Genomic DNA, 21,516 nt, shown 5'->3' on the forward strand with positions numbered 1-21,516 from the left:
AGGACGTTTTTTTCGAAAAAAGCCGCCGGACGACGTGGCCTTTCCACATCCACAATCCAGACGCCGCAATCATCGGAAACGCTACATACCGGGTCACGGGCGCGTAGTCCGGCAGCTCTGCAAACGGACTGTAAATGTAACCAATAATCGGAATGCTAAAGACGATGTGAATCCATCGACAGATCGTGCGTTGAGTGGCGTCGCTAATCATGGAGTTCCTTTCTTGTGAGAATTTGTGGCAGACATTTTACAATTCGTGCCTCGCACGTTTTCGCTTGTTTCGCAGCGGAAAAATAAAACAAGAGTTTGGGAATAAGAGGAAGCTTCAACTCAGTGTCCGGCGGGCTGGAGCAGTTTGCTTTTGGGGATTTGGATTGTGCCGCCGTTGGTTTGGCGGACCCAGACGGCGGTGGGGTCGCTGACGACGATCTGGCCGTGGATGACGCTGCCGTCCTTCAGACGAATGGCGTCGTCGCGGGTTTTCACGGGCACTGCGGAATGGCTTTCGCTGGAGGAAGCTGTCGGAGTGGCGGGGCGCACGAGGCGGACGGGGAGGAATTTCCTGCCGTGGCAGACAGGGCAGACGATGTGGCCGGTGCTCTGGCAGATTTTGCACGGGACTTTGGCTTTGCCGCCGCAGACGGGGCAGGCGCCGATGTTCACGGCCTTGTGGTCGCGCATTTCGATGACCTGGCCAACGTGCGCCGTGGTCCAGGCGGCGTGTCCGCCGGGGTAGGTGAATTTCTGCCAGAGTTCCTTGGGGTCGTGACCTGGCACGTCCATGTGTTCCCAGCGGCCTACGGAGAGTTTCAGGCATTTGCCGGGGCAATCGACCCAGCCTTCGGCGCAATGCGGTGCGGTGCAGCGAATGGTTCCGGAGCCCTGGCAGCGGGTGCAAGGTGCCAGGGGTGTGCCGGTTACCGGGTCTACGGGCGGGGTGACGCTGGCTGGAGTGGCATCGCCGCTGGCCGGGGAAACGGAGGCCACTACAGCGGTGTCGTTGCGGTGAAGGTAACGATACCCGCCGTAGCACGCGCCGCAGAGGACGAGAAAGAAGAGAAAAGACCTCATGGATGGAAACGTTGGGGCAGGTAGTTAAATGACGGACTTCGAGTTGTGCTGGTGCTGATAACGTTCGAGGGATTTCTCGACGATCCAGTAAGAGACGAGTGAGATCGGAATGGCGAAGGCGAGCGACCCGAGGAACATGGGCCAGAGGACTTGCAGTGTTTTCAGGTGAAACCAGTCACGCCAATGCCCTTCGCCCATGTGTAAGTGGGGCGGGAAGCGGTGCGGATGACTCAGGAGCCAGTAGCCGAGGTCGTATTCCCAGCGCAGGATGATGGGCCAGACGGGAGTAAGAATGTCATGGAAACTGACCGCAACGGCGGCGGCGATTTTGCTGCAACGAAAGACCCAGGCGCAGGCAATGGAGAACAAGGTCTTTAGCCCCGTGAGCGGGGTGAATCCCCAAAACATCCCGATGGCGACGCCGCCCGCAACGGCATGGGGCTGGTCGCGGATCTGGTGCAAGGCAGCGAATTGTGCGCGGGCGAATTGCTTCAGGTTCCAAGTTTTCAAGAGTGCGGAGTTGCAACCTATTCGCGCGGCTCGCGAAGGCTGAATGCCGGAAAAAGGTTTCCTACGGCGTGGTGGAATTAAGCGAGCGGGTGAAGCCGGAGTAGATCTCGTCGCGGAAGCGGCTTTCGTCGGCCACGGTGCGGCGAAAATAGTCATAGGCGTTGCGGCTGTCGAAGGCGCGGACATCGGTTTGCGAGGCGGTGCGCAGGTTGGCGAGCAGCTCGCGCACGGCGAAGGAGCGGTCGGCGTCGCTCATGTGCGAGCCTGTGCGGATGCGGCTGGCGTAGGTGTCGAGGGCGCGCTGGATGCCGACGTTGTGGTAGCTGGAGGCAAACAATTTCTTGGCTCTGGCATCGGCGAAGAGTTGCTGAAATTCCTCGCCAGTGGTCTGGATGCTGGAGGCTTGGGCGGATTGCGCGTAGAAGCGGGGCCAGTTGATGGGTTCCCACGTTTGCACGTTGTCGATGCGATAGCCGAAACGGCGGATGGTTTCCTTGACGGCTTTGTCGGCCTTCTCTCCGGTTGCGGTTTTTTCGTCGGTATCGGCCACTTTCTTGGTGACGAGGTAGGTGGCGATGCCGATGACTTTTCCGGTAGCGCTGTGAATGATCGGACTGCCGCTGTTGCCGGGGACGAATGGGGCATCGACTTCGACCAGATTAGGGCCCATGCCGACGATGTGGCCTTGAAATGGATGGATTACGCCCTGGCCCTCAGCATTGCCCAGCACGACGATGGCGTCGCCGATTTTGATGTTGGAATCGGCCTCGGACATGACTTCGAGTGCGGCGGTGCCGGCGGGCATCTTGATCTTGCAAATGTCGTGATCGACAGCGAGGAAGGCGGGCCCATTGGCGGTGACGGCGCCGCCGATGGTCGAGAAGCGCGGATGGGGATTATTGCTGAGAACGTGGGCGTTGGTCAGGAGCCAGGGCTCGCCATTGAAGTTGCAAACAAAGCCGCTACCCATGCCTTTGTCGCCCTGGACAACGATGAGACTGGCCCGGTTTTTGTTAATCATCTCGCCCGTGGCTGCGGAGGGAATCTCCGGGATCGGCAGGCCGGCAGCGGCGGGCGGGGTGCCATCGGCGCTGGCAACCGCTGGCGTTGAAGAGGAGGCGGCAACATCCATGGTCGAAGCTCCCGACAGGACGTCGGCCACCTTGGAGTGGTCGATGGAGACCGTCGCCAGCCAGGAGTCAAATTCCCCCTGGGCCACGGGGTCGGTGGGGTCGTATTGCCAATAGCAACGAAAGCTGGATTGCGGAAAACGATTGATGGTCACGCAGTTAAAGATGCGCTTCTGCCCATCCGCAGCGACGCCGTCGATGGTGCCCAGGAGGACGTTGCGAGGTCCGTCGGCATGGCCTTTTTCACTCATGCGTCCGGAGGTAAATCCGCTGGCGAGGACGAGTTCGTTGAGACGCGCGAGCATTTCCTTCCGGGCCATGGGTCCGGCGTGACCTCCAAATGAATCATCGCGCAACAGGGTGAGGCTGGCCGAGCGTTTGGCGTCCCCCGACCTGGCCTGCGCCAGCAACACCAGCGTGTCGGGGTCGTCGAAGGACTGGTGCCGATCCTTTGGCGGCTCGGAGGTATTCAGGACGCTCGTCTTCCAACCGGGCGGGAGCACGAGGGAAAGTCCGCCACCGAAGACGGTCTCACCCGCTGCGGCGTCCGGCGCCTGGGCGAGCACGGCTGGCGTTCCCGTGGCAATGATGAAGGCCAGCATGGGTAGGAAAATCCACTGCAGAAACGTAAGGCGCATGTCCGTGAGACAAACAGTGGTCCAGATAAAGATCAAACTCGATTCACGCTCGCACTGCCTGAACCGTCGGTTGACGCGCCCATGCCGAGCGATAAAGCTGTGGTCCCATCCCGTGCCTTTTCATGAAACGAATTCTCTCTGCTTTTCTCATCCTCGTTGCGCTGGGTTCCTGGATTTCCGCCGCGCCGCTCGATCCGGTGCTGACTAGCTCCGACCTCTGGACGCAGACGCCGGAGACGTTCATGGCGGCAGGCGAACCGCTCGGCTTTGAGTGGACTTCAGCGGCGAAGGATTCCGCCCGCGCGGCGGTGAAGGATATGACGGCGTTTGGCCAGAAGGCGGTGGAATGCGTGGCGCGTTTCGAGGGCGGCGCGCTCAAGCAGATGACGGTGGTTTTCTATGCGCGCGGCGATGCGGGCGAGATTTCGGAGACGCAATACGACACGCTGGTGCGGACGAGTTGCGAGGCATTGAACACGGCCACGCAGGTGAAGTTTGCCGTGCGCGGGAAAGATCAGACGAGCGCGGTGAAGGCGGAGGGCCTGGTCTGGACTACCCCGACGGGGCGTTACCTGCTCGAATACAGCAAGGTGCGCGAGATAAAGTCGATACACATCCCGTTTCGCGCGGAGTTTGTCCGGCTGGAAATGACGCCTCCCGAGAAGAAGCTGGGGCTGGCCGCGCAGATCCTGCAGGCCCCGAGCGGGAAATTCATCGGGTCGGAACACGTGAAGCGCGATCCGGCCACCGGCGATGTCTGGATCGGCGATGTGCCGATGGTGGACCAGGGGCAGAAGGGCTATTGCGTGGTCGCGGCGACGGAGCGCGTAATGCGTTATTATGGCAACCCGGTCGATGCCAATGAACTCGCCCAGGTCGCCAATTCCTCGGCGGCTGGTGGCACGAGTTACGACGCCATGTACGAGGCGCTCAAGAAACTCAGCACCCGGTTGAAAGTGCGCGTGCACGAGATCGAAAAGACCGACTACAAGGACGTCGTGCGCTTGATGGCCGACTACAATCGCAATGCGAAACGCTACAAGATGACGCCCATTCCCGATCAGGGAAACATGATCAGCCTGAGCAATGTCTATGAGGCGATGGATGGCAACGTGCTGAAGGAGACGCGCACGAAAAACCCCGGCGATCTCACGCGTTTCGAGCGTTCCCTTGAGGAGCACGTCAACCGCGGCACACCCCTTCTCTGGACCGTGATGCTGGGCAAAATCCCCGAGAAAGGCGTCTCGGCCAATGCGGGCGGCCACATGCGATTGCTCATCGGCTACAATGCGAAAACCTCGGAAGTGTTGTTCTCCGACACCTGGGGCGCGGGCCATGAACTGAAGCGGATGCCACTGGCCGACGCCTACACGATGACCACCGGCACGATGTCGATCGAGCCTATGGGAACTTAGATCGTTATCAATGCGTCGGCTTCGGCTGCAAAAATGCCAGGTCGAGATGATACTCGATGTGTCCGCACTGGCTGCAGACGGTGCGATACTGGCCTTTCTTGGGTCCGTCCGTGACAAGTTTGGGCAGGCTCATGTTCGCGTGACAATGGCTGCACTTTTCTCCGTGAGAGATCATAGATGTGAGGGGTTGAGGGTTGGATGAACTTACCAAGACTCGGTTGTCATTAGGGTTTAGTCCATTCTCTTTGCTTCTTCGAGGTAGCGGCGGTCTTCGGCGTCCGCAGCGGTGAGCGCGAGGATTTTTTTCCATTCGAGTTGCGCTTCACTGGCGCGGTCCTGACGCTGGAGGTAGGCGGCGAGGTCGCCGTGGGTGGCGATGCTTTGCGGGGCGAGGCGCGTGGCCCGGCGGAAATACTTCTCGGCATCGACGGCGGAGGCTTCGGGGAAGGCCCCGTAAAGCGTGGCGGCGAGGGCTTTCAACACGGGGTTCAGCCGCAGGATGGAGTCGTGCCATTGGGCGAGGATGCGGCAGGCTTTGACGTTGGTGGGGTCGAGTCGCAGTCCGATCTCGGCCTCGGCTTTGATCTCCCGGGCGTAGGCGAGTTTGGTGCGGTTGTCGGTGAAATCGGTCATTTTTCCGAGGGCGATGGCGAGCGCGACGTGCGCCCGGCCATTCTGCGGATCGGCGGCAACGGCGGCGCGGGCGAGTTCCATTGCTTTCTCGGCGGCGAGCTTGGGGTCGGCTGCCGTCGTGGCGCTCCCGGCAGCCGTGGCGGATGGGGCCCCCAAAGTCAGGCAGCCGGGCAGGACGGCGGCGAGAAATAGCGCTCGATAATTCACGACCCATGACTAGCTTTGCCCTCCGCGATTGACCAACATGAAATCCTCCACCGCCTTTCGCCTCGCCGCCGCGCTCGCCTTTCTCGGAGTGGCTCTGGGAGCGTTTGGCGCTCATGCGTTTTCCAGTCGGCTCATCGCGCTCGACACCGTGAAGCCCTGGGGCACGGCCTCGCTTTATCACCTGCTGCACGGGGTGGTGTTGCTGGTCCTCAGCCGCGAATACGCCGCGCGCCGCTGGAGCTGGTGGGCGTTTCTCATCGGCGTGCTGGTCTTCAGCGGGTCGCTCTACATTTACGCGCTCACGGGCGTGAAATGGCTGGCGATCATCACGCCCTTCGGTGGTCTCGCGCTGCTGGCGGGGTGGGGAAGTCTGGTGCTGGGAAAAAACGAGCCGAGTTAGGGTGGAATCCGAGGCACTTAAGACCAATGCCCTTCACCAGGGTTGGCCACCTTGGAGGGCATCTGTCCTCAGATGCCGTTGATTCTGGCTTGTCGCGAAGTCGTCCGGCGAACAGTATAACGCCATGAAAGCCCTCCTGCTCACCAACGAATTTCCTCCTCACATCTACGGCGGTGCCGGTGTCCACGTGGATTATTTGAGCAAGGAACTGGCGAAACTTCTCGATGTGGAGGTGCGCTGTTTCGGCGAGCAACAGAGCGACGATCCAAGGCTGACGGTGAAGGGTTTCTCCCTCGACACGACGGATTTCACTAGTCCCGCGAATCTGAAATCGGTCTTCGGCGCGATCCGACGCTGCACGGATTTCAACACGACGAACATCGACGCCGACGTGGTCCATTGCCACACGTGGTATAGCCATTTTGGCGGAATCCTGGCCAAGCTTTGCTACGGGATTCCGCTCGTGGTCACGATTCATTCGCTCGAACCGCTGCGCCCGTGGAAACGCGAGCAGCTCGGGCACGGCTACGATTTTTCCGTCTGGCTGGAGCGGACTTGCATCGAAATGGCAGACGCGATCATCGCTGTTTCCGAGGAGACGAAACGCGATGTGCTCGGTCTTTTCGATGTCGATGAATCGAAGATCCGCATCATCTACAACGGCATCGAACCCGCTCAATATCAGCCAGCCACGGGTAACGAGGCGCTGGTGCGGCACGGTATCGATCCGACTCGGCCCTACCTTCTTTTTGTGGGACGCATCGCGCGTCAAAAGGGCATCGTTCACCTCGTCAACGCCATCAAATATCTCGACCCCGGCTTCCAGATCGTCCTCTGTGCCGGCGCGCCCGACACCCCGGAGATCGCGGCCGAGATGCAAGCCGCTGTGGCCGCCGCGCAGGCGTTGCGGGCCGATATTTTCTGGATCTCCGACATGGTAAGCAAGGCGGAGGCGATTGAGTTTTATTCCCATGCGGCGGTTTTCTGCTGCCCGTCGATTTACGAGCCGTTTGGGATCATTAATCTCGAAGCGATGGCGTGCGAAACAGCCGTGGTCGCGAGCGCGGTCGGTGGCATCAAAGAGGTCGTTGTTCATGGCGAAACGGGTTATCTCGTGCCGCTGGAGCAGATGACTGCGAGTCCATTTGAGCCGGTGGACCCGGATCGTTTTGCCCGCGATCTGGCCGCGCCGATCAATGAGCTGATGCGCGATCCCGAGAAGCGGAAAAAGATGGGTCAAGCCGGTCGCCGCCGTGCGCTGGAGAAGTTTAGCTGGTCGGCGATCGCCGCGCAGACGCGGGATTTGTATGAGGAGTTGCAGGCGGCTCGCTAGTCGTCCTGTGGATGAGCCTTTGACGAACCATTCCCGACGGCTATACTCCGAACCCGGCGAACGTCGGACTTAGATTATGTTCGTAGATCAAATTAGAATTTATGCCGAGGCCGGCGATGGCGGACGCGGCTCGGTTTCCTTCCGGCGCGAGAAATTTATCCCGCGCGGCGGTCCCGACGGAGGCGACGGCGGACGCGGGGGGAGTGTGATTCTCAAGGCCAGCGAGCAAGTGGATAATCTGGTTTCTTTTTACTACGACCCGAAGATCAAAGCCAAGAGTGGCAACGGAGGTTCTGGCCGTCAGAAATCCGGCAAATCCGCCGAAAATAAGATCGCCTTGCTCCCAGTGGGCACGGCTATTTACCGAGTGCCGGAAAGACTGGTGCCAGTTCCGAAAACGGGTTTTGAAGAGGAGGATGAGAACGCAGAGCCGGTGGAAAAGCCGTTGCAGAAAAAGGGTTTGCCGATTGAGGAGTTGGAACTCGTGGCCGACCTGACGGAACCGGGCCAGGAATTTATCCTCTGCCAAGGCGGCAAAGGCGGGAAGGGGAACATCCATTTCAAGAGCTCGACGAATCGAGTTCCAGTCGAATACACCGAAGGCACGCCGGGCGAGCGGGGCTATTACTATTTTGAGCTGCGCAAGATCGCCGACGCGGGCTTGGTCGGTTATCCGAATGCTGGAAAATCAACCTTGATCAGCCAGGTTTCTGCGGCGCATCCGAAGATTGCGCCCTATCCCTTCACCACGCTCACACCGATGATCGGTGTGGTCGATGTGGAAAACTTCGGACGTTTCACTGTCGCGGACATCCCTGGCTTGATCGAAGGGGCTCATCGCAATGTGGGCTTGGGCCACGACTTTTTGCGCCATGTGGTGCGCTGCAAGTTGCTCCTCTTTGTCATCGACATGGCCGGCAGCGAGGGAAGAAATCCTTTCGACGATCTGGTTCGGTTGCGCGAGGAGATCGTTCTTTACGATCCCACACTCGCGCAACGCCAATGGCTGGTCATCGCGAACAAGATGGATTTGCCGGAGTCAGAGGAGAATCTGCGCATCTTCCGCATCCGTTATCCGAAGCCGGAAATCATCGAAATCTCTGCTGACAAATCAGTCGGAATCGATGAACTGAAAAAGCGGCTGGCTGAGTTGATTCTCTGAGTGTTCCCATGCCGAAAGTTGCCAGTTACTGCACGGTTTTCCTCAAGCCGGAGATGCTGCATATCTACCGGCAGGTCACTGGATTGAAGCGATATGAAAATGTCGTCATCACCAAGACACGTCAACACCAGGCAGACTTCCCTTTCGAACCTGTAGTAAAATTGGATAAACCGAGTATCAACCTGCTTAAGCGTCTGGTCTCCAAGTATATCTACAAAAAAACTGCCTTCATTTACCGTGGTGAATATGCGGTTCTGGAGAGTGCACTCAAAGTCCATCAGCCGGACCTCCTCCATATCTATTTTGGGCACACCGGAGTGCATCTTTTGCCGTTCATCGAGGAGTCGAAAATGCCCTGCGCGGTGTCTTTTCATGGTGCTGACGTGATGCCTCGCGCAGATCGCCCCGAGTATTTGGGAAACCTCAAAAAATTATTACAAATCATCCCCATTGCGATGGCGAGATCGGAGTCGCTGGCAGTTCGCTTGAGGGACTTGGGTTGTCCTGCTGAAAAAATACGGATCAACCGCACCGGTATTCCGCTCGATCAATTGAAATATATCGACAGGTCATCACATGGGAAGGTGCCTCTGCGGTTTATCCAAGCCTGCCGATTGATTGAAAAGAAAGGGCTTCGCACCACCATCGAGGCATTTTCTAAGATTCGCCGCCAGTTGCCCGGGAGCACATTGGTAATCGCCGGCGCAGGTCCGATGGCGGAAGAACTCGCCAGCTTGGTGGCTCGACTCGGACTCGCTCCTTACGTTCAGTTTGTCGGATTTTTGGATCAAGCAGCTCTGCGGGAATGGTATGCGAATTCCGACATTTTTGTTCATCCCAGCGAAATCACGGCTCAGTCGGATCAGGAAGGCGTGCCGAATTCGCTCCTTGAGGCCATGGCCACGGGTTTGCCTGTGGTGGCGACCATTCACGGCGGAATCCCCGAGGCGGTGGAACATGGAAAAACCGGTCTCCTGGTTCCAGAAAAGGATGTAACTGCACTCGCTGCGGCCATGCTGGAGCTGGGGCAGGATTTTTCCCGTCGTCTTTCGATGGGACAGGTAGCGGCGGCATCCGTCCGGGAAAATTTCGAGCAAGGCGCGCAAATCGCCAAGCTGGAGAGCTATTATGATGAAGCCATTCAAATCGCCGGAAGCCGCTGAATATCTGATTGCCAGCGCCAATCTGCTGGCTAAATTCGTTTCCCTATTAACCTATAGAGAATTATGACTGCTGAAGAAATCACTCAGGCAAATGTGCTGCTCCGCGACCGATCTCCGCTGGAAATCGTTCGCTGGGCCATCGAACAGGCGAATGGACGGGCCATTGTTTCCACCAATTTCCGGCCTTACGAAGCCGTCGTTTTGCACCTCGCCACTCAAGTGCAGCCCGATATTCCGGTGCTTTGGGTCGATCATGGCTACAACAAGCCCGCGACTTACCGGCACGCGGAAGAGGTGAAAAATCTGCTTAAGCTGAACATTCAAGCCTTCGTCCCGCGAGTCACCACGGCGCACTACGATGCCATTTACGGCGGTGCGCCCGAGCCGACGCCTGAAAACGAGGAGCGGATCAAAGCCTTCAGCACCACGATGAAACTCGAGCCTTTTCAGCGCGGAATGCGCGAGCTTGCGCCGACGATTTGGATCACCGGCCTGCGGGAAGTGCAGAACCCGAACCGCGCCGGGCTCGACATCGTCAGCGCAGACGGAAACTTCGGTTCACTGAAAATCAGCCCTGTCTTTCGCTGGACCGACCGCGACATGCACGCCTATTGCCAGGAGCATTCGCTACCGAACGAGTGGGATTATTTCGATCCAGCCAAGGCCGACGAAAAGCGCGAGTGCGGCCTGCATGCAGCCTGGGGCGGAGCGGCGGTGAAAGTATGAGTGCCGTGACTTCCTACCAACTCGATCACCTCGATTATCTGGAAACCGAAGCCATCCATGTGATGCGCGAGGTTGCGGCCGAGTTTGAGCGGCCCGCGCTGCTTTTTTCGGGCGGAAAAGATTCCATCTGCCTCCTGCGCCTCGCAGAAAAAGCGTTTCGTCCATCGGACATTCCGATGCCGTTTCTCAACGTGGACACCGGCCACCATTTTCCCGAGTTGAATGTATTTCGCGACAAACGCGCCGCAGAACTCGGCGGCAAACTGATCATCCGCAAAGTTGAGGACGCCATTGCCGCAGGTATCGCGCATCCTTCGCCCGGCGAAGTGAGCCGCAATCGACTGCAAATTCCCACGCTGCTCGCGGCGCTGGAGGAGTTTCAATTCGATTGCGCCATCGGCGGTGCCCGGCGCGATGAGGAAAAAGCGCGGGCCAAGGAACGTTTCTTCAGTTTCCGCGATGCCTTTGGCCAATGGGATCCGAAAAACCAGCGCCCCGAAATCTGGAATCTCTACAACGCCCGCGTGAATCCCGGCGAAAACATGCGCGTTTTTCCGCTCTCCAACTGGACCGAAATGGACGTCTGGGAATACATCAAGCGCGAGCAACTCGAAGTGCCGACCATCTATTTTTCCCACCGCCGCCAGTCCGTTCGCCGGGGCGGCCAGTGGCTCCCGGTCAGCGAAATTCTGCCGCCGAAGGACAAGGAGGAAGTGCGCGAACTCACCGTCCGCGTCCGCACCATCGGCGACATCATCAGCACCGGACTCGTCGAAAGTCCGGCTAACACCGTCGATGACATCATTGCCGAAATTGCCGCCGCTCGTGTGACCGAACGCGGCTCGCGTGCCGACGACAAATCGAGTGAGGCCGCGATGGAAGACCGCAAAAAGCAGGGGTATTTCTAATGAGCCAAACCACCACCGGACATCCCGTCGAACTCCTCCGCTTCAACACCTGCGGCTCCGTCGATGACGGAAAATCCACTCTCATCGGCCGTCTTTTATACGACACAAAGTCGCTGATGGAGGACCAAATCGAGGCGCTGGAACGCTCCGCCGACATTACCGGCGGCGGACAGATCAATCTCGCCAATCTCACCGATGGCCTTCGCGCCGAACGCGAACAGGGCATCACCATCGACGTCGCGTATCGTTATTTCGCCACGCCGCGGCGCAAATTCATCGTCGCCGACACGCCTGGCCACATCCAATACACGCGCAACATGGTCACCGGCGCGAGCACGGCCAACCTCTCCGTCATCCTCGTCGATGCGCGGCATGGCGTGATCGAGCAAACCCGCCGCCATACCTGCATCGCGGCGCTGCTCGGCATTCCGCATCTCGTCGTCGCCGTGAATAAAATGGATCTCGTCGACTGGAGCCAAGAGCGTTTCCTCGAAATCCGCGACGCCATCGAGGGTTTCCTGCCCAAGCTCGACATGGCGAAGGACGTAAAATTTATCCCGATCAGCGCGCTCAGTGGTGATAATGTCGTTGGTCCATCCGACAAGACTCCGTGGTATGAGGGGCCGAGTTTGCTGCACCATCTGGAGACCGTCCACATCGCCAGCGACGTGAACCTCACCGCCTTCCGGATGCCCGTGCAATGGGTCAATCGCCCAAACAATCCCACGGATCATTCGCTCCACGATTTCCGCGGTCTCAGTGGGCAAATCGCTGGCGGCATCGTCCGGCGTGGGGAAAAAATCATGGTTCTCCCAAGCGGGTTAAAAAGCACGGTGAAAAGCATCTGGACGCTCGACGGCGAACTCGACGAGGCGTTCGCCCCACAATCCGTCACGCTCTGCCTTGAGGACGACTTGGACGTGAGCCGCGGCGACATGATCATCGGTCTCGACAACCTCCCCGGCATGGGCACCGAACTGCGCGCCCGCGTCTGCTGGATGCACCCGCGTCCACTGCAGCGCGGCAACAAATATTTCCTCAAGCACACTTCGCAGACTGTCCAGGCGGCGGTCACGAGCATCGAGAGTTGCATCGATATCCGCACGTTCGAGCACGAACCAGCGCCCGCGCAGCTCGCGATGAATGGTATTGGCGAAATTCGCCTGCGCACTGCGAAGCCGCTTGTTTTTGACGGCTACGGCACCAACCGGCTCACCGGCTCTTTCATCCTGATCGAGCAGGGGACGAACCACACCGTCGCCGCCGGAATGCTCTTCCCGCCGACGGAACCCGTGAAGCCAGAATACAACGATTTCGCGATCTAAGTTAGATTCGAATCTAACTCCGCTGCGGCAAACGTCGCGCGCATCCGGTCCGCCATCCAGCGGTTGATCTCGTCCAGATCGGCCACCGGTTTTTGCGAAAACGGAGCCGCCTGCAAATATCCATCCGGCCCAAACTCCGGCGTCATCGTCGTGAATTCGCGTCCCGCACGGGCGTGGGCCAGCCAGATCATTTTCCACCAGCGCTCGTGGGCTTCCAACGCTGCGAGATATTCCGGCGCGGCGGGATGCGGCACCTGCGGCCCTTGATCGTAGCCGACCCGAGCGTGAACGTGCTGGGCGCGACCGGCGCATAGTGCCAGCACGTCCGGCTCGGTGTCGATCAACCGCTCGCAGACGCAGCACCAATGCGAGTAGTCGCAGGTGAGCCGCAGCGCAGGCAGCTCGGTGAGAAGATCGCGCGTGGTCCATGGATTAAAAGTGGATCGACTGCGATGCGTTTCAAAGCCGACTGCGACTCCACTGGCAGCGGCGAAATCCATGGCGCGTCCGAAGAATTCCACGCTTCGCGCGAGCGGCCAGGCATCGCATCCGGCGAGCGAGGTTAGAAACAGCGGCACGCATTCGAGGGAGACTTCTAACTTGCGGCGAAAATCCTCCAAATGCTGTTCGACGGTGGCTATTCTCTTAGGAACATAACCGCCAGCGGTGCAAATTTCCGCGATGAAAGGAACGCCCGCATCGCTCAGTTTCGCCGAGAAAATTTCCCGCTCTTGAGAGTCGCTGGGAACGGGTCCCTCGATGCCGTCGAAACGGCCCGTTTTGCAATCGTCCAGCGCCGTGTCGAGGTCGAAGCCATTGGTCCAGAGCGAGCGAAAAAGGAGGAGTTTCATAGTAATCTAGAGGTCGCAGGCGATGCGGAAACCGATGTTGTCGCGGCGCTGGTCCGCCGGAAAAGAATCGCGCCAGGCCGAGCGCAGCAGCCGGGGCAGATAATCCCATGCGCCTCCACGAATCGCGCGCCGGGTTTCATCGCCGTCAGCAGTCCAAGCCGAGCCGTTGGCTGGTGCGCCGCGATAGTTAGGATGCCACGCGTCCGCAACCCATTCGCAGACGTTTCCATGCAAGTCGTGAAGGCCAAAAGCATTCGCAGGAAACGCTCCAACTCGCGTGCGGTGGCCGGCTCCAATGCGTTCGCCGTATTCGGAGAAAAGGAAATTCGCGTCTTGTGCAGTCAGCTCATTTCCAATGGCAAAAGGCGTTTGCGATCCAGCACGACAGGCAAATTCCCACTCTGCCTCGCTGGGCAAACGGCACGCGAGACCGCTTCGTTCGCTGAGCCATTCGCAATACGATTGCGCCGCGATCCAGCTAACATTCACCACTGGCCATTCGACGTCCTCATTCGGCGCGTGATCCGGGGCAAAAAGCCGATACGCGCCGACCGTCACTAGAAACTTCCCCAAGGCAAATGGACGTTCTAACCTCACCTGATGCGCCGGACGCTCCGTGTCATTGGCAAACTTGTCCCCTGCGTTTTCTCCCATGATAAATTCGCCGAGTTCATCCGCTTGAAACTCGCGGAGTTGCAACGTCATGGCCGCTGACTGGGCGCGGGTTCATGGTCATCCGTCGGCCACACTCCGCGAATCCGTGCGGCGAGATAGCGATAGAAAAGCCAGACCGTCATTTCGAGGTGACTTAGCCGCCCTTGCTGCCATCCGCTAGACGCCAGACCGCGCTGTACGCCGGTGCAGACTTCCATGTCTTCCATGTGAAAAGTCGTCAGCGATTCGACGGCTTGCTCGCGCAATGTTAGATAGTCCTCGCGCTGCAACGCCTCCGCAGAAAAGAGCGTCGTGGTTAGGAGTTTGAGTCGATTCGCGCCGAGCGGTTGCAGGCGATACCAGATCACGCGATCGTGCGCCGTCGCGAGGAGAAACGTCGGGTAAATGAGAAACAGCCCCCACTGGTTTCGCTGGGCTTCATTCAACCCGCGGAGATGCGGCAGGCTGGCGGCGATCTCCTGCAAATCGGCGCGCATCGATTCCTTGTAAGGCAGATGCGCGCGGATGTAGCGGCGGCGTTCCTGCTCAGTCCAGGTGTCGCGCGCGGGCATCAAAGGCTGGAGCGTTTTGTGATGGATGCCGAGGTGGTGATAGCTCTCCATGAAGTTTTCCACGAGCACTTTCCAGTTGAATGGACAGTCCCAATCGAGTGCGATGCCGACCTTCATTTCTGCCAGATTGAAGGCGGCCAGATCGGCTGTGATTTCAGTTAGATCTGTATGCAGCGGAGCCGCGTCCCCGCTGAGATTGACAAAGATGAAGCCATTCCAAGTCTCGCAGCGAAAGGGCATCAGAGAAAAGTCATCGCGCGAAAAACCCTCCGCCTGCTGCATCTCGGGACAGGCCTTCAGATGACCATCCAACTCAAATGTCCAGGCGTGATACGGACACAAAAAGAGCCGGGTGTGACCGCAATCCGGCTTACCCTCGCGCACCTCGGTCAGCGTGTGGCCGTCGTAGCCGAAGCCCTCCGGCATGATGTCCATCGAGCGATGCGGACAGACGCGCGAGAGCGTGCGAACCACGCCATCCTTGCCATGAACGACGATCAGCGGGTCCCCTAACAATTCGAGATTCAGGAAATCGCCAGGCGCGGGAATCTGCGAAATATGCGCGACGCATTGCCACTCCTGGCGCAAAACGTGATCGGCCTCCCAGGCAAAAAATTTCTCGCTAACATACGCTGGTGCGGGAAGCGTCTTGGCCTGGTTCAGCGGCAGCGCGGCGGTCTCCACAATCTGCCGCTGGAGTTCTCCCAGTGAAATCATGGTGTGCTCCTAACATCGAAATCTAACTCGCGTCGTGCCGTCGGATTGGCGCGCACGTAATCGGCAATCTCTCGCCCACGGGCAAACCAGACGCCGTCTTTTTTCTGCATCGCGCCGACCAGATCCTCCAGCAATCGCACGCGCGACGGACGCCCGCTCAACCACGGATGCAACGTTAGTACGAAACAACTCCCAAAGTCGTGCGTCGCCTCAAACTCGCGCCACCAGAGATCGTAAACTTTTGCGCAATTCTCCGGCACAAAACCCCAGGCCGGATCGGCATTGAAGGCAAACTGCTCCCAATCCTCCAGCATCCATTGGCCGGGGATTTCGACGAGTCCGTTCGAGTGAAAATAGGGAACATCGTCCCCCATTTCGCTGGCGCAATATTGCACGCCGTGCCGCTCCAACAGCGCTGGCGTCCACGGGTTGATCTCAAACCACGGCGCACGAAAACCCACGGGCTTTGCGCCGGTGAGCCGGGTGAGAATCTCGATGCTGCGAACGAGAATTTCCTCCTCCTTTGCTTCGTCCAGACCCGCCAGTTTCTCGTGCAGATAACCATGCAACCCGACTTCGTGCCCTTTGGTTAGGATCGCCTCGACCATCCGTGGGTGATTTTCCGCGATGTAGCCCGGAATAAAAAACGTGGCCGGCACAGCCAGATGTTCCAGCAGGCCCAGCAAACGCGGCACGCCGATCTTCGGACCGTACTCGCATTGCGACATCAGCGTGCGGCGTTGCGCCAGCGCCGGATCCTCGCTCAGAACGGTCGTCTCGCCATCCACGTCGAAGCAGAGCATGGCTGCGCAGCGGGCGCCGTCGGGCCAGACAAAACGCGGCTCGGGCAGATAGCGATTTTCATTCAACTTCATCGTCTGCATGGGTCATTCGAATCATCGGCAGCTTGTCTTCCTCGAAGTTAGTAATAGGATGAATTAGTTCCTCCAGGCGTGCCTTGATCGCTAGGAATTCAGCGGAGATGAAGGCTACCGGAGTGCGCGGACGCGGCACCGGATTTTCTATGAACTCGAGCACGCCGCCGGGTGTGCCGCCGAGGACTAAGATGCGATCGGATAAATAAATCGCCTCCTCCAGATCGTGTGTGATGAAGAGAATGGTGACGTCCACCTTCTTCCAAATCTGGAGAAGATACGCCTGCATCTGGCAGCGCGTCTGGGCGTCGAGCGCTCCGAATGGCTCGTCCATGATGAGGATGCGCGGGTTGCCGGCGAGGGCGCGGGCGATGGCGACGCGTTGCTTCATGCCGCCGGAAAGCTCGTGCGGATAGGCATTTTCAAACTTGGAGAGACCGACCATGTCGAGCCATTGACGGGCGTCACGATCGGCCTCGTCATGCGACTTGCCCTGCATTTCGAGGCCAAACATGACGTTGCGTCGGACGGTGAGCCACGGAAAAAGGGTGTAGCCCTGGAAGACCATGCCGCGATCCGGGCCGGGGCCGCCAATGGGTTTGCCGTCGAGCAGCATTTTGCCGCCGCTGGCTTCGTCGAGGCCGGCCACGATACGAATGAAAGTCGATTTGCCGCAGCCGGAAGGTCCGATAACGGTGACGAATTCGCGGCGATGCACGTCGAGCGAGACGTTGTCAAAAACCACGTGCTCCGACCCAGTCGGCCCGTAGGATTTTTTCAGCGAATCGACTGTTAGTATCACCGGACGCTGACGGATGCGCTCGAAGCGCGCGGCGACTTCCGGCGCGAGCTGCCTGTAGTCGGGGAGTTCCAGCTTAGTGGGCAACATGGTTCTCCAATTTTGCGGGTGCGCCGCTGGCGGCTTCCATGGCTTTCGGCCAGAGCGTGGCGGGTTTGTTAGTACGCGTCTTCCGTTTCCAGGGGAAAAGCACGGTGCCGAGCTTCGCTAGAAACAAGTCGGTGCCGAATCCGATGATGCCGATCATGGCGATGGCGGCATAGACATTGTCGAAGTTGCGGTAGCGCGCCTGTTGGTTGATGAAGAACGTGATACCCGACATGGTGCCGACGACTTCGGCGACGATCAGATAGGTCCACGCCCAGCCGAGCAGGATGCGCATGTCGGTGTAAATTTCCGTGATGGACGCGGGGATGATGACGCGAAAGACGAGTTTCATTCGATTGGCACCAAGCGTTTGCGCGGCCTCGATCAGAGCGGGATCGACTTTGCGGACGGTGTTAGCAATCACTAGTACTTGCTGGAAAAAGGTGCCGACGAAAATGATGGCGATCTTCGGTCCATCGTCGATTCCTAATATCGCCACGCACAATGCGCCAAAAGCGGGCGCGGGCAGGTAGCGAAAAAATTCAATGAATGGCTCCTGCAATTTCGCAATGAACCTATAGGTGCCGCAGAGGATTCCGAGTGGAACGCCGAGCATTGAAGACAGAAAAAAGCCCCAGCAAATCGTGCGAATGCTATGGCCGAGCGACTCGTGGAGCCAGGGTTCGTTCGGGAGTCGCGGTGGTGTCTTGAATGCCGTGTAAAAAGCGCGTCCGACCGCGCCGGGCGAGGGGAGATAGACCGGATTGACGCGATGACCTTCTGCAGGCGCGCCGTGATTGAGGAGCATTTTTGCGTTCTCATCGGAGAAGACCTCCCGCTGCACGTCCATGTCCTCGATGAAGTAGTCGACGTCTCCCGGCGATGTGATGCGTACTAACGGATGCCACATACATGGCATATAGGAAACGAGAGCCCAGAGGGCCAGAGGCAGAACAAAAGACAAGATGGTTAGGACCATGCGCCGTTGTGGCGGCAGTTCCTTTTTCAATCCCAGCCAGTCGCCTCCAGCCGCTCCGGGTGCCCGGTAGTTCATTGTTCTATTTCAAACCTTCGACGATGGAAGGGGCGAGATAGCTCGCTGGCTTCTGCGAATCCTTGTAAACCTTGTTGTCCAGATTGAACTGGTTGCCGATGGCCATCGATCCATAGATGGAGTCAAGTCCATCGCCTTTTTTGAAGGCGGTCTTGGCCTCGGCGACTGTTAGGAAGTGCGTGCCGGGAATGTTCTTGGCATAGTCGGCTGCATCAGCCCCGACTTTAGCGGCCATGATTTTAACAGCATCGTCCATCGTCTTGGGATCTTTCAAATAGTCCACGCATTTGTAGTAGATAGCGGTGACTTTCGCCCAGTCCTCCTTGTGCTTGGCGTAGCTGGTCGGGTTGACGGCCAGAACGTCGTAGATCAGGCCCTTGGCGTCGGCGCTGGTGAAGAGTGGCTTGGAACCGGCGACCTGCTTGAGCGCCTGACCGGAGCTGGGATACCATGCGCCGATGGCCGACACTTTTCCGGAAGCTAGTACCTGCGGAGTGTCGTTGGTGGGAGTCGTGACCAGCTCAACGTCGGACTGAGTCATGCCGTTGCGCTTGAGGGCTTCTAACAGCAGCAAGTGCTCGACGAGCGTCACTTCGATGCCGATTTTTTTGCCTTTCAGATCCTTGATGGAGTCAATGCCGGGAGCGCCGACGATCATGTCGCTGCCCTCGCTGTAATCCAGCAGGGTGATGATCTTGCTTTTGGCTCCCGTGGCCCCAGTGACCAAGGCGTCAGTTGCGACGACGCAAACTGCATCCACCTTGTTGGCGGAATATGCGTCGAGCGATGGCAGATAGTCGAACCAGGCAAGTTCGACATCGAGGCCAGCCTCCTTGAACCAGCCTTTTTGTTTGGCGACTTCGAGCACGGTGTAACCCGGCCAGTCGGAGTAGGCGATTTTTAGTGGCTCGGCTTGCAGCGCCGTGCCGAGCAAGGCCGCAGTCGCGGTTATGAGCAGTGTTTTTAGTTTCATTGTATTGGTTGGTTGCGGTTGTTTGTTTTGGTTAGAAAAGACGGGCGTATTTGTCCGTTTCCCATTGACTGATGGATTGATGATAGTCCTCCCACTCGGCGCGTTTGTAGGTGATGAATTCCTTCTTCAGCGCCTCTCCCAGCACTTCGCCGGTGAATGGATCATCCTCGAATGCCTGGACGGCTTCGCCCAATGTTTTCGGAAGCGGTTGCACACCACGCACGGCCAGCTCGGCGTCGGTGAACTCATAGAGATTTTCCGTCTGTGGAAAACCCGGATCGAGGTTTTCGCGAATGCCCTGCAACCCGGCGGCGAGAACGAGCGCGCCAGCCAGATAGGGATTGCAACTGGAGTCTGCGTTGCGCGATTCGCAGCGGCCACCGCCCATCGGGACGCGAACGGAATTGGTGCGATTGTTAGTGCCAAAGGAATTGAACACCGGAGCCCAGGAGTAGTAACCCATCGCGCCTTTGCGAATGAGGCGTTTATAGCTGTTCACCGTCGGGGCGAACGCGGCGCACAAGGCCCGGCCATGACGCAGGATGCCAGCGATAAAGTAGTAACCCAGAGGAGAAAGCCCGAGGCCGTATTGGTCCGGGCCATCACCGGATTTGAAGAGATTGGCACCCGTTTTCAAGTCAGCAAGAGACATATTGAAGTGCGCTCCGTTGCCTGTTTTATCCGCAAATGCTTCGGCATGAAGGTCGCCAGAAGTCCCTCATCAGCTGCATATTTCTTGGCCAGCAACCGGAAGAAAATAAAGCGGTCGGCCATGGTGAGTCCGTCAGCGAATTTGAAGTCGAATTCAAATTGCGAGTTGCCGTCCTCGTGATCAAAGGAATACAAGTCCCAGCCCAGGTCGTTGATCGTGGTCGCCACACGATCCACCAGTCCGAACACATCGAGGAAGCGTTTCAGGTCGTAGCAGCTCTTCATTAAATCGTCGTCCTTGTTAGGAACGACCAGCTTCCCGACTTCATCCAATTTCAGAAAATAAACCTCACACTCGATGCCGAGGTTAAAGGAAAACCCCATCGCCTCCGCCTCGGCCAGAACCTTCTTAAAAGCCACCCGCGTACTAACAGGATAAGGCTCGCCATGGAAGGTGTTGTCCGCGGGATACCACATCACCTCGCGCTGCCAGGGGAGTTGTACTCCGCGCTCCAGATCGGGAACACTGGCGATCTCATCGTCATTCGGAGACTGCCCCAAACCATCCAGGGCATAGCCGGTGTAAAGCTCGGAGCCTTTCGCAAAATCCACGAAGTGAGAAACCGGCACGACCTTGCCTTTGGGAACGCCATGCAGATCGACGTAGGCGCCGATGCAGTATTTCACACCCTTCGATGTTAGATCGGTCTGAATCGTCTGGAGTTCGCTATCGGTCTTCATGTTAGACAGGAGCAAAATAGCTGTGCGCGAGAGGAGGTTGCTCTTTCAAAGCCGCGCGAAGCTGACTGCTCAAGGCGCTCACCATTTCCGCAAATAGTTCGCGTCCCTCACGCTCGCTCGCCTGGGAGGGAAGGCCGGTGACGCCGTTCAAGCTCGTGTGATTAACTGGATGAACAAAAAATAATCCGCCGGTGCGATCCGGATCATCGGCAATGGCTAGTTTCTCCAATCGAACGTGACCCGGCTCCAACTCTAGCATCAGTGAAGTCTCCGCGCGATTGGCATGCCAGTCCGCCGCATCCGAGGAAAAGATGCTAGCTATGTTAATCGTCACATCGCCCACGTTGCGAATGGCCAGCATCAAGTCATCGAAGCGGCTGCGCAAAATCTCCACGGCACAACGGAGCGGAGCATGGTTAGTTACATGGCCATTAATAATGATGAGCCGACGCACCGCAGACGCGTAGGCCCATTCGCCAATCTGGACAATCACCTCAATCAACGTCTGCGGATGGAGTGAAATTGTTCCTGGCCAGCGCTGCGAATGACCGAGTGAACATCCGTAATGCAAGGTCGGCAAAACCGGAATGCCCGTCTCCGCCGAGACCGCGTGGGCCAGACGCTCGGCCGTAATGGAATCCACTGAGGTCGTCAGATGCGGTCCGTGCTGCTCGGTCGCGCCCACGGGCAATAACGCGGCGTCCATTCCCGAGGCCGTCAGTGCGCCGACCTCCCCCCAAGTCATGGATTGCCAAAGGACAGGAGCGCTCATGGCTGGCGGGACTGCTGAAATGTGAGTCGGACTTTCAATTCGCCCGGTCCGATTGCAATCCCTGTGCCAACCTTGTGTCTCCGCTGATAAAACCTGCGGATGCCTGTGATGTTTCTGATTTGAACTAGCGCGAGCCTCATACAAACTGC

21 protein-coding genes and 1 pseudogene are annotated in these 21,516 nt (G+C 58.3%); 8 read left to right on the forward strand and 14 right to left on the reverse strand.

Annotated features, from left to right (window positions below):
- Window positions 1-330: 330 nt before the first annotated feature.
- The 3 genes from ABIT76_14450 to ABIT76_14460 form a co-directional block, all read right to left on the reverse strand.
- Window positions 331-1,071 (reverse strand): hypothetical protein, encoded by a 741-nt coding sequence (locus ABIT76_14450; GenBank protein ID MEO7934351.1) that lies wholly within the window; start codon window positions 1,069-1,071, stop codon window positions 331-333.
- A 24-nt stretch (window positions 1,072-1,095) separates the two neighbouring features.
- Window positions 1,096-1,581, reverse strand: a complete 486-nt coding sequence (locus ABIT76_14455; GenBank protein MEO7934352.1) for a DUF2062 domain-containing protein — start codon at window positions 1,579-1,581, stop codon at window positions 1,096-1,098.
- 61 nt (window positions 1,582-1,642) lie between these two features.
- The gene (locus tag ABIT76_14460; protein ID MEO7934353.1) at window positions 1,643-3,349 is read right to left on the reverse strand and encodes a serine protease; all 1,707 of its coding nucleotides are present in this window, start codon (window positions 3,347-3,349) and stop codon (window positions 1,643-1,645) included.
- 122 nt (window positions 3,350-3,471) lie between these two features.
- Here ABIT76_14460 and ABIT76_14465 point away from each other — a divergent pair, with 122 nt between their 5' ends.
- The gene (locus ABIT76_14465) at window positions 3,472-4,764 is read left to right on the forward strand and encodes a hypothetical protein (GenBank protein ID MEO7934354.1); all 1,293 of its coding nucleotides are present in this window, start codon (window positions 3,472-3,474) and stop codon (window positions 4,762-4,764) included.
- A gap of 7 nt (window positions 4,765-4,771) precedes the next feature.
- Here ABIT76_14465 and ABIT76_14470 read toward each other — a convergent pair whose 3' ends face one another.
- Entirely contained in the window at window positions 4,772-4,897 is a 126-nt protein-coding gene (locus ABIT76_14470; protein ID MEO7934355.1) for a hypothetical protein, read from the reverse strand.
- Between the two features lie 98 nt (window positions 4,898-4,995).
- Complete coding sequence (locus ABIT76_14475; protein MEO7934356.1) at window positions 4,996-5,604, reverse strand: hypothetical protein; 609 nt, start codon at window positions 5,602-5,604, stop codon at window positions 4,996-4,998.
- 37 nt (window positions 5,605-5,641) lie between these two features.
- Here ABIT76_14475 and ABIT76_14480 point away from each other — a divergent pair, with 37 nt between their 5' ends.
- From ABIT76_14480 to ABIT76_14510, 7 genes are all read left to right on the forward strand, one after another.
- The gene (locus tag ABIT76_14480) at window positions 5,642-6,004 is read left to right on the forward strand and encodes a DUF423 domain-containing protein (GenBank protein ID MEO7934357.1); all 363 of its coding nucleotides are present in this window, start codon (window positions 5,642-5,644) and stop codon (window positions 6,002-6,004) included.
- Window positions 6,005-6,128: 124 nt separating this feature from the next.
- On the forward strand, window positions 6,129-7,337 hold the full coding sequence (glgA, locus tag ABIT76_14485) for a glycogen synthase (GenBank protein ID MEO7934358.1): 1,209 nt from the start codon (window positions 6,129-6,131) through the stop codon (window positions 7,335-7,337).
- A 76-nt stretch (window positions 7,338-7,413) separates the two neighbouring features.
- Entirely contained in the window at window positions 7,414-8,499 is a 1,086-nt protein-coding gene (gene obgE, locus ABIT76_14490; GenBank protein ID MEO7934359.1) for a GTPase ObgE, read from the forward strand.
- 8 nt (window positions 8,500-8,507) lie between these two features.
- Window positions 8,508-9,662, forward strand: coding sequence for a glycosyltransferase (locus ABIT76_14495; protein ID MEO7934360.1), 1,155 nt, complete (start codon window positions 8,508-8,510; stop codon window positions 9,660-9,662).
- A 63-nt stretch (window positions 9,663-9,725) separates the two neighbouring features.
- Window positions 9,726-10,388 carry a phosphoadenosine phosphosulfate reductase family protein gene (locus ABIT76_14500; GenBank protein ID MEO7934361.1) on the forward strand — a complete coding sequence of 221 codons (663 nt, stop codon included), beginning with the start codon at window positions 9,726-9,728 and terminating at the stop codon, window positions 10,386-10,388.
- Window positions 10,385-11,296 carry a sulfate adenylyltransferase subunit CysD gene (gene cysD / locus ABIT76_14505; protein MEO7934362.1) on the forward strand — a complete coding sequence of 304 codons (912 nt, stop codon included), beginning with the start codon at window positions 10,385-10,387 and terminating at the stop codon, window positions 11,294-11,296. The genes ABIT76_14500 and cysD overlap by 4 nt, the downstream gene beginning before the upstream one ends.
- Window positions 11,296-12,621, forward strand: coding sequence for a GTP-binding protein (locus ABIT76_14510; GenBank protein ID MEO7934363.1), 1,326 nt, complete (start codon window positions 11,296-11,298; stop codon window positions 12,619-12,621). Before cysD ends, ABIT76_14510 begins: the two co-directional genes overlap by 1 nt.
- On the opposite strand, the gene ABIT76_14515 is transcribed toward ABIT76_14510, so the two are convergent.
- The 9 genes and pseudogenes from ABIT76_14515 to ABIT76_14555 form a co-directional block, all read right to left on the reverse strand.
- Entirely contained in the window at window positions 12,618-13,472 is an 855-nt protein-coding gene (locus ABIT76_14515; GenBank protein MEO7934364.1) for a sugar phosphate isomerase/epimerase, read from the reverse strand. The two genes, ABIT76_14510 and ABIT76_14515, sit on opposite strands and share 4 nt — an antisense overlap.
- Window positions 13,473-13,478: 6 nt before the next feature.
- Entirely contained in the window at window positions 13,479-14,177 is a 699-nt protein-coding gene (locus ABIT76_14520; GenBank protein MEO7934365.1) for a formylglycine-generating enzyme family protein, read from the reverse strand.
- Entirely contained in the window at window positions 14,174-15,415 is a 1,242-nt protein-coding gene (locus ABIT76_14525) for an SRPBCC family protein (GenBank protein ID MEO7934366.1), read from the reverse strand. Before ABIT76_14525 ends, ABIT76_14520 begins: the two co-directional genes overlap by 4 nt.
- On the reverse strand, window positions 15,412-16,299 hold the full coding sequence (locus ABIT76_14530; protein MEO7934367.1) for a polysaccharide deacetylase: 888 nt from the start codon (window positions 16,297-16,299) through the stop codon (window positions 15,412-15,414). The genes ABIT76_14525 and ABIT76_14530 overlap by 4 nt, the downstream gene beginning before the upstream one ends.
- The gene (locus ABIT76_14535; protein MEO7934368.1) at window positions 16,277-17,179 is read right to left on the reverse strand and encodes an ABC transporter ATP-binding protein; all 903 of its coding nucleotides are present in this window, start codon (window positions 17,177-17,179) and stop codon (window positions 16,277-16,279) included. Before ABIT76_14535 ends, ABIT76_14530 begins: the two co-directional genes overlap by 23 nt.
- Window positions 17,166-18,230 carry an ABC transporter permease subunit gene (locus ABIT76_14540; protein MEO7934369.1) on the reverse strand — a complete coding sequence of 355 codons (1,065 nt, stop codon included), beginning with the start codon at window positions 18,228-18,230 and terminating at the stop codon, window positions 17,166-17,168. Before ABIT76_14540 ends, ABIT76_14535 begins: the two co-directional genes overlap by 14 nt.
- Before the next feature lie 4 nt (window positions 18,231-18,234).
- Window positions 18,235-19,203, reverse strand: a complete 969-nt coding sequence (locus ABIT76_14545) for an ABC transporter substrate-binding protein (GenBank protein ID MEO7934370.1) — start codon at window positions 19,201-19,203, stop codon at window positions 18,235-18,237.
- Between the two features lie 31 nt (window positions 19,204-19,234).
- Window positions 19,235-20,595: pseudogene (glnT, locus tag ABIT76_14550) on the reverse strand (type III glutamate--ammonia ligase).
- 1 nt (window position 20,596) lies between these two features.
- Window positions 20,597-21,367 carry a creatininase family protein gene (locus tag ABIT76_14555; protein MEO7934371.1) on the reverse strand — a complete coding sequence of 257 codons (771 nt, stop codon included), beginning with the start codon at window positions 21,365-21,367 and terminating at the stop codon, window positions 20,597-20,599.
- Window positions 21,368-21,516: the final 149 nt, after the last annotated feature.

The sequence above is a fragment of the Chthoniobacterales bacterium genome (assembly GCA_039930045.1).
Lineage (GTDB): Bacteria > Verrucomicrobiota > Verrucomicrobiia > Chthoniobacterales > DASVRZ01 > DASVRZ01.

What these genes read in the sequence shown, in the direction of transcription:
- ABIT76_14545 (MEO7934370.1), bottom strand. Translation starts at nt 19,203, where the DNA reads ATGAAACTAAAAACACTGCTCATAACCGCGACTGCGGCCTTGCTCGGC.
- obgE (MEO7934359.1), top strand. Translation starts at nt 7,414, where the DNA reads ATGTTCGTAGATCAAATTAGAATTTATGCCGAGGCCGGCGATGGCGGA.
- ABIT76_14520 (MEO7934365.1), bottom strand. Translation starts at nt 14,177, where the DNA reads ATGACGTTGCAACTCCGCGAGTTTCAAGCGGATGAACTCGGCGAATTT.
- ABIT76_14480 (MEO7934357.1), top strand. Translation starts at nt 5,642, where the DNA reads ATGAAATCCTCCACCGCCTTTCGCCTCGCCGCCGCGCTCGCCTTTCTC.
- ABIT76_14470 (MEO7934355.1), bottom strand. Translation starts at nt 4,897, where the DNA reads ATGAGCCTGCCCAAACTTGTCACGGACGGACCCAAGAAAGGCCAGTAT.
- ABIT76_14515 (MEO7934364.1), bottom strand. Translation starts at nt 13,472, where the DNA reads ATGAAACTCCTCCTTTTTCGCTCGCTCTGGACCAATGGCTTCGACCTC.
- glgA (MEO7934358.1), top strand. Translation starts at nt 6,129, where the DNA reads ATGAAAGCCCTCCTGCTCACCAACGAATTTCCTCCTCACATCTACGGC.
- ABIT76_14450 (MEO7934351.1), bottom strand. Translation starts at nt 1,071, where the DNA reads ATGAGGTCTTTTCTCTTCTTTCTCGTCCTCTGCGGCGCGTGCTACGGC.
- cysD (MEO7934362.1), top strand. Translation starts at nt 10,385, where the DNA reads ATGAGTGCCGTGACTTCCTACCAACTCGATCACCTCGATTATCTGGAA.
- ABIT76_14535 (MEO7934368.1), bottom strand. Translation starts at nt 17,179, where the DNA reads ATGTTGCCCACTAAGCTGGAACTCCCCGACTACAGGCAGCTCGCGCCG.
- ABIT76_14465 (MEO7934354.1), top strand. Translation starts at nt 3,472, where the DNA reads ATGAAACGAATTCTCTCTGCTTTTCTCATCCTCGTTGCGCTGGGTTCC.
- ABIT76_14495 (MEO7934360.1), top strand. Translation starts at nt 8,508, where the DNA reads ATGCCGAAAGTTGCCAGTTACTGCACGGTTTTCCTCAAGCCGGAGATG.
- ABIT76_14555 (MEO7934371.1), bottom strand. Translation starts at nt 21,367, where the DNA reads ATGAGCGCTCCTGTCCTTTGGCAATCCATGACTTGGGGGGAGGTCGGC.
- ABIT76_14460 (MEO7934353.1), bottom strand. Translation starts at nt 3,349, where the DNA reads ATGCGCCTTACGTTTCTGCAGTGGATTTTCCTACCCATGCTGGCCTTC.
- ABIT76_14540 (MEO7934369.1), bottom strand. Translation starts at nt 18,230, where the DNA reads ATGAACTACCGGGCACCCGGAGCGGCTGGAGGCGACTGGCTGGGATTG.
- ABIT76_14500 (MEO7934361.1), top strand. Translation starts at nt 9,726, where the DNA reads ATGACTGCTGAAGAAATCACTCAGGCAAATGTGCTGCTCCGCGACCGA.
- ABIT76_14510 (MEO7934363.1), top strand. Translation starts at nt 11,296, where the DNA reads ATGAGCCAAACCACCACCGGACATCCCGTCGAACTCCTCCGCTTCAAC.
- ABIT76_14525 (MEO7934366.1), bottom strand. Translation starts at nt 15,415, where the DNA reads ATGATTTCACTGGGAGAACTCCAGCGGCAGATTGTGGAGACCGCCGCG.
- ABIT76_14530 (MEO7934367.1), bottom strand. Translation starts at nt 16,299, where the DNA reads ATGCAGACGATGAAGTTGAATGAAAATCGCTATCTGCCCGAGCCGCGT.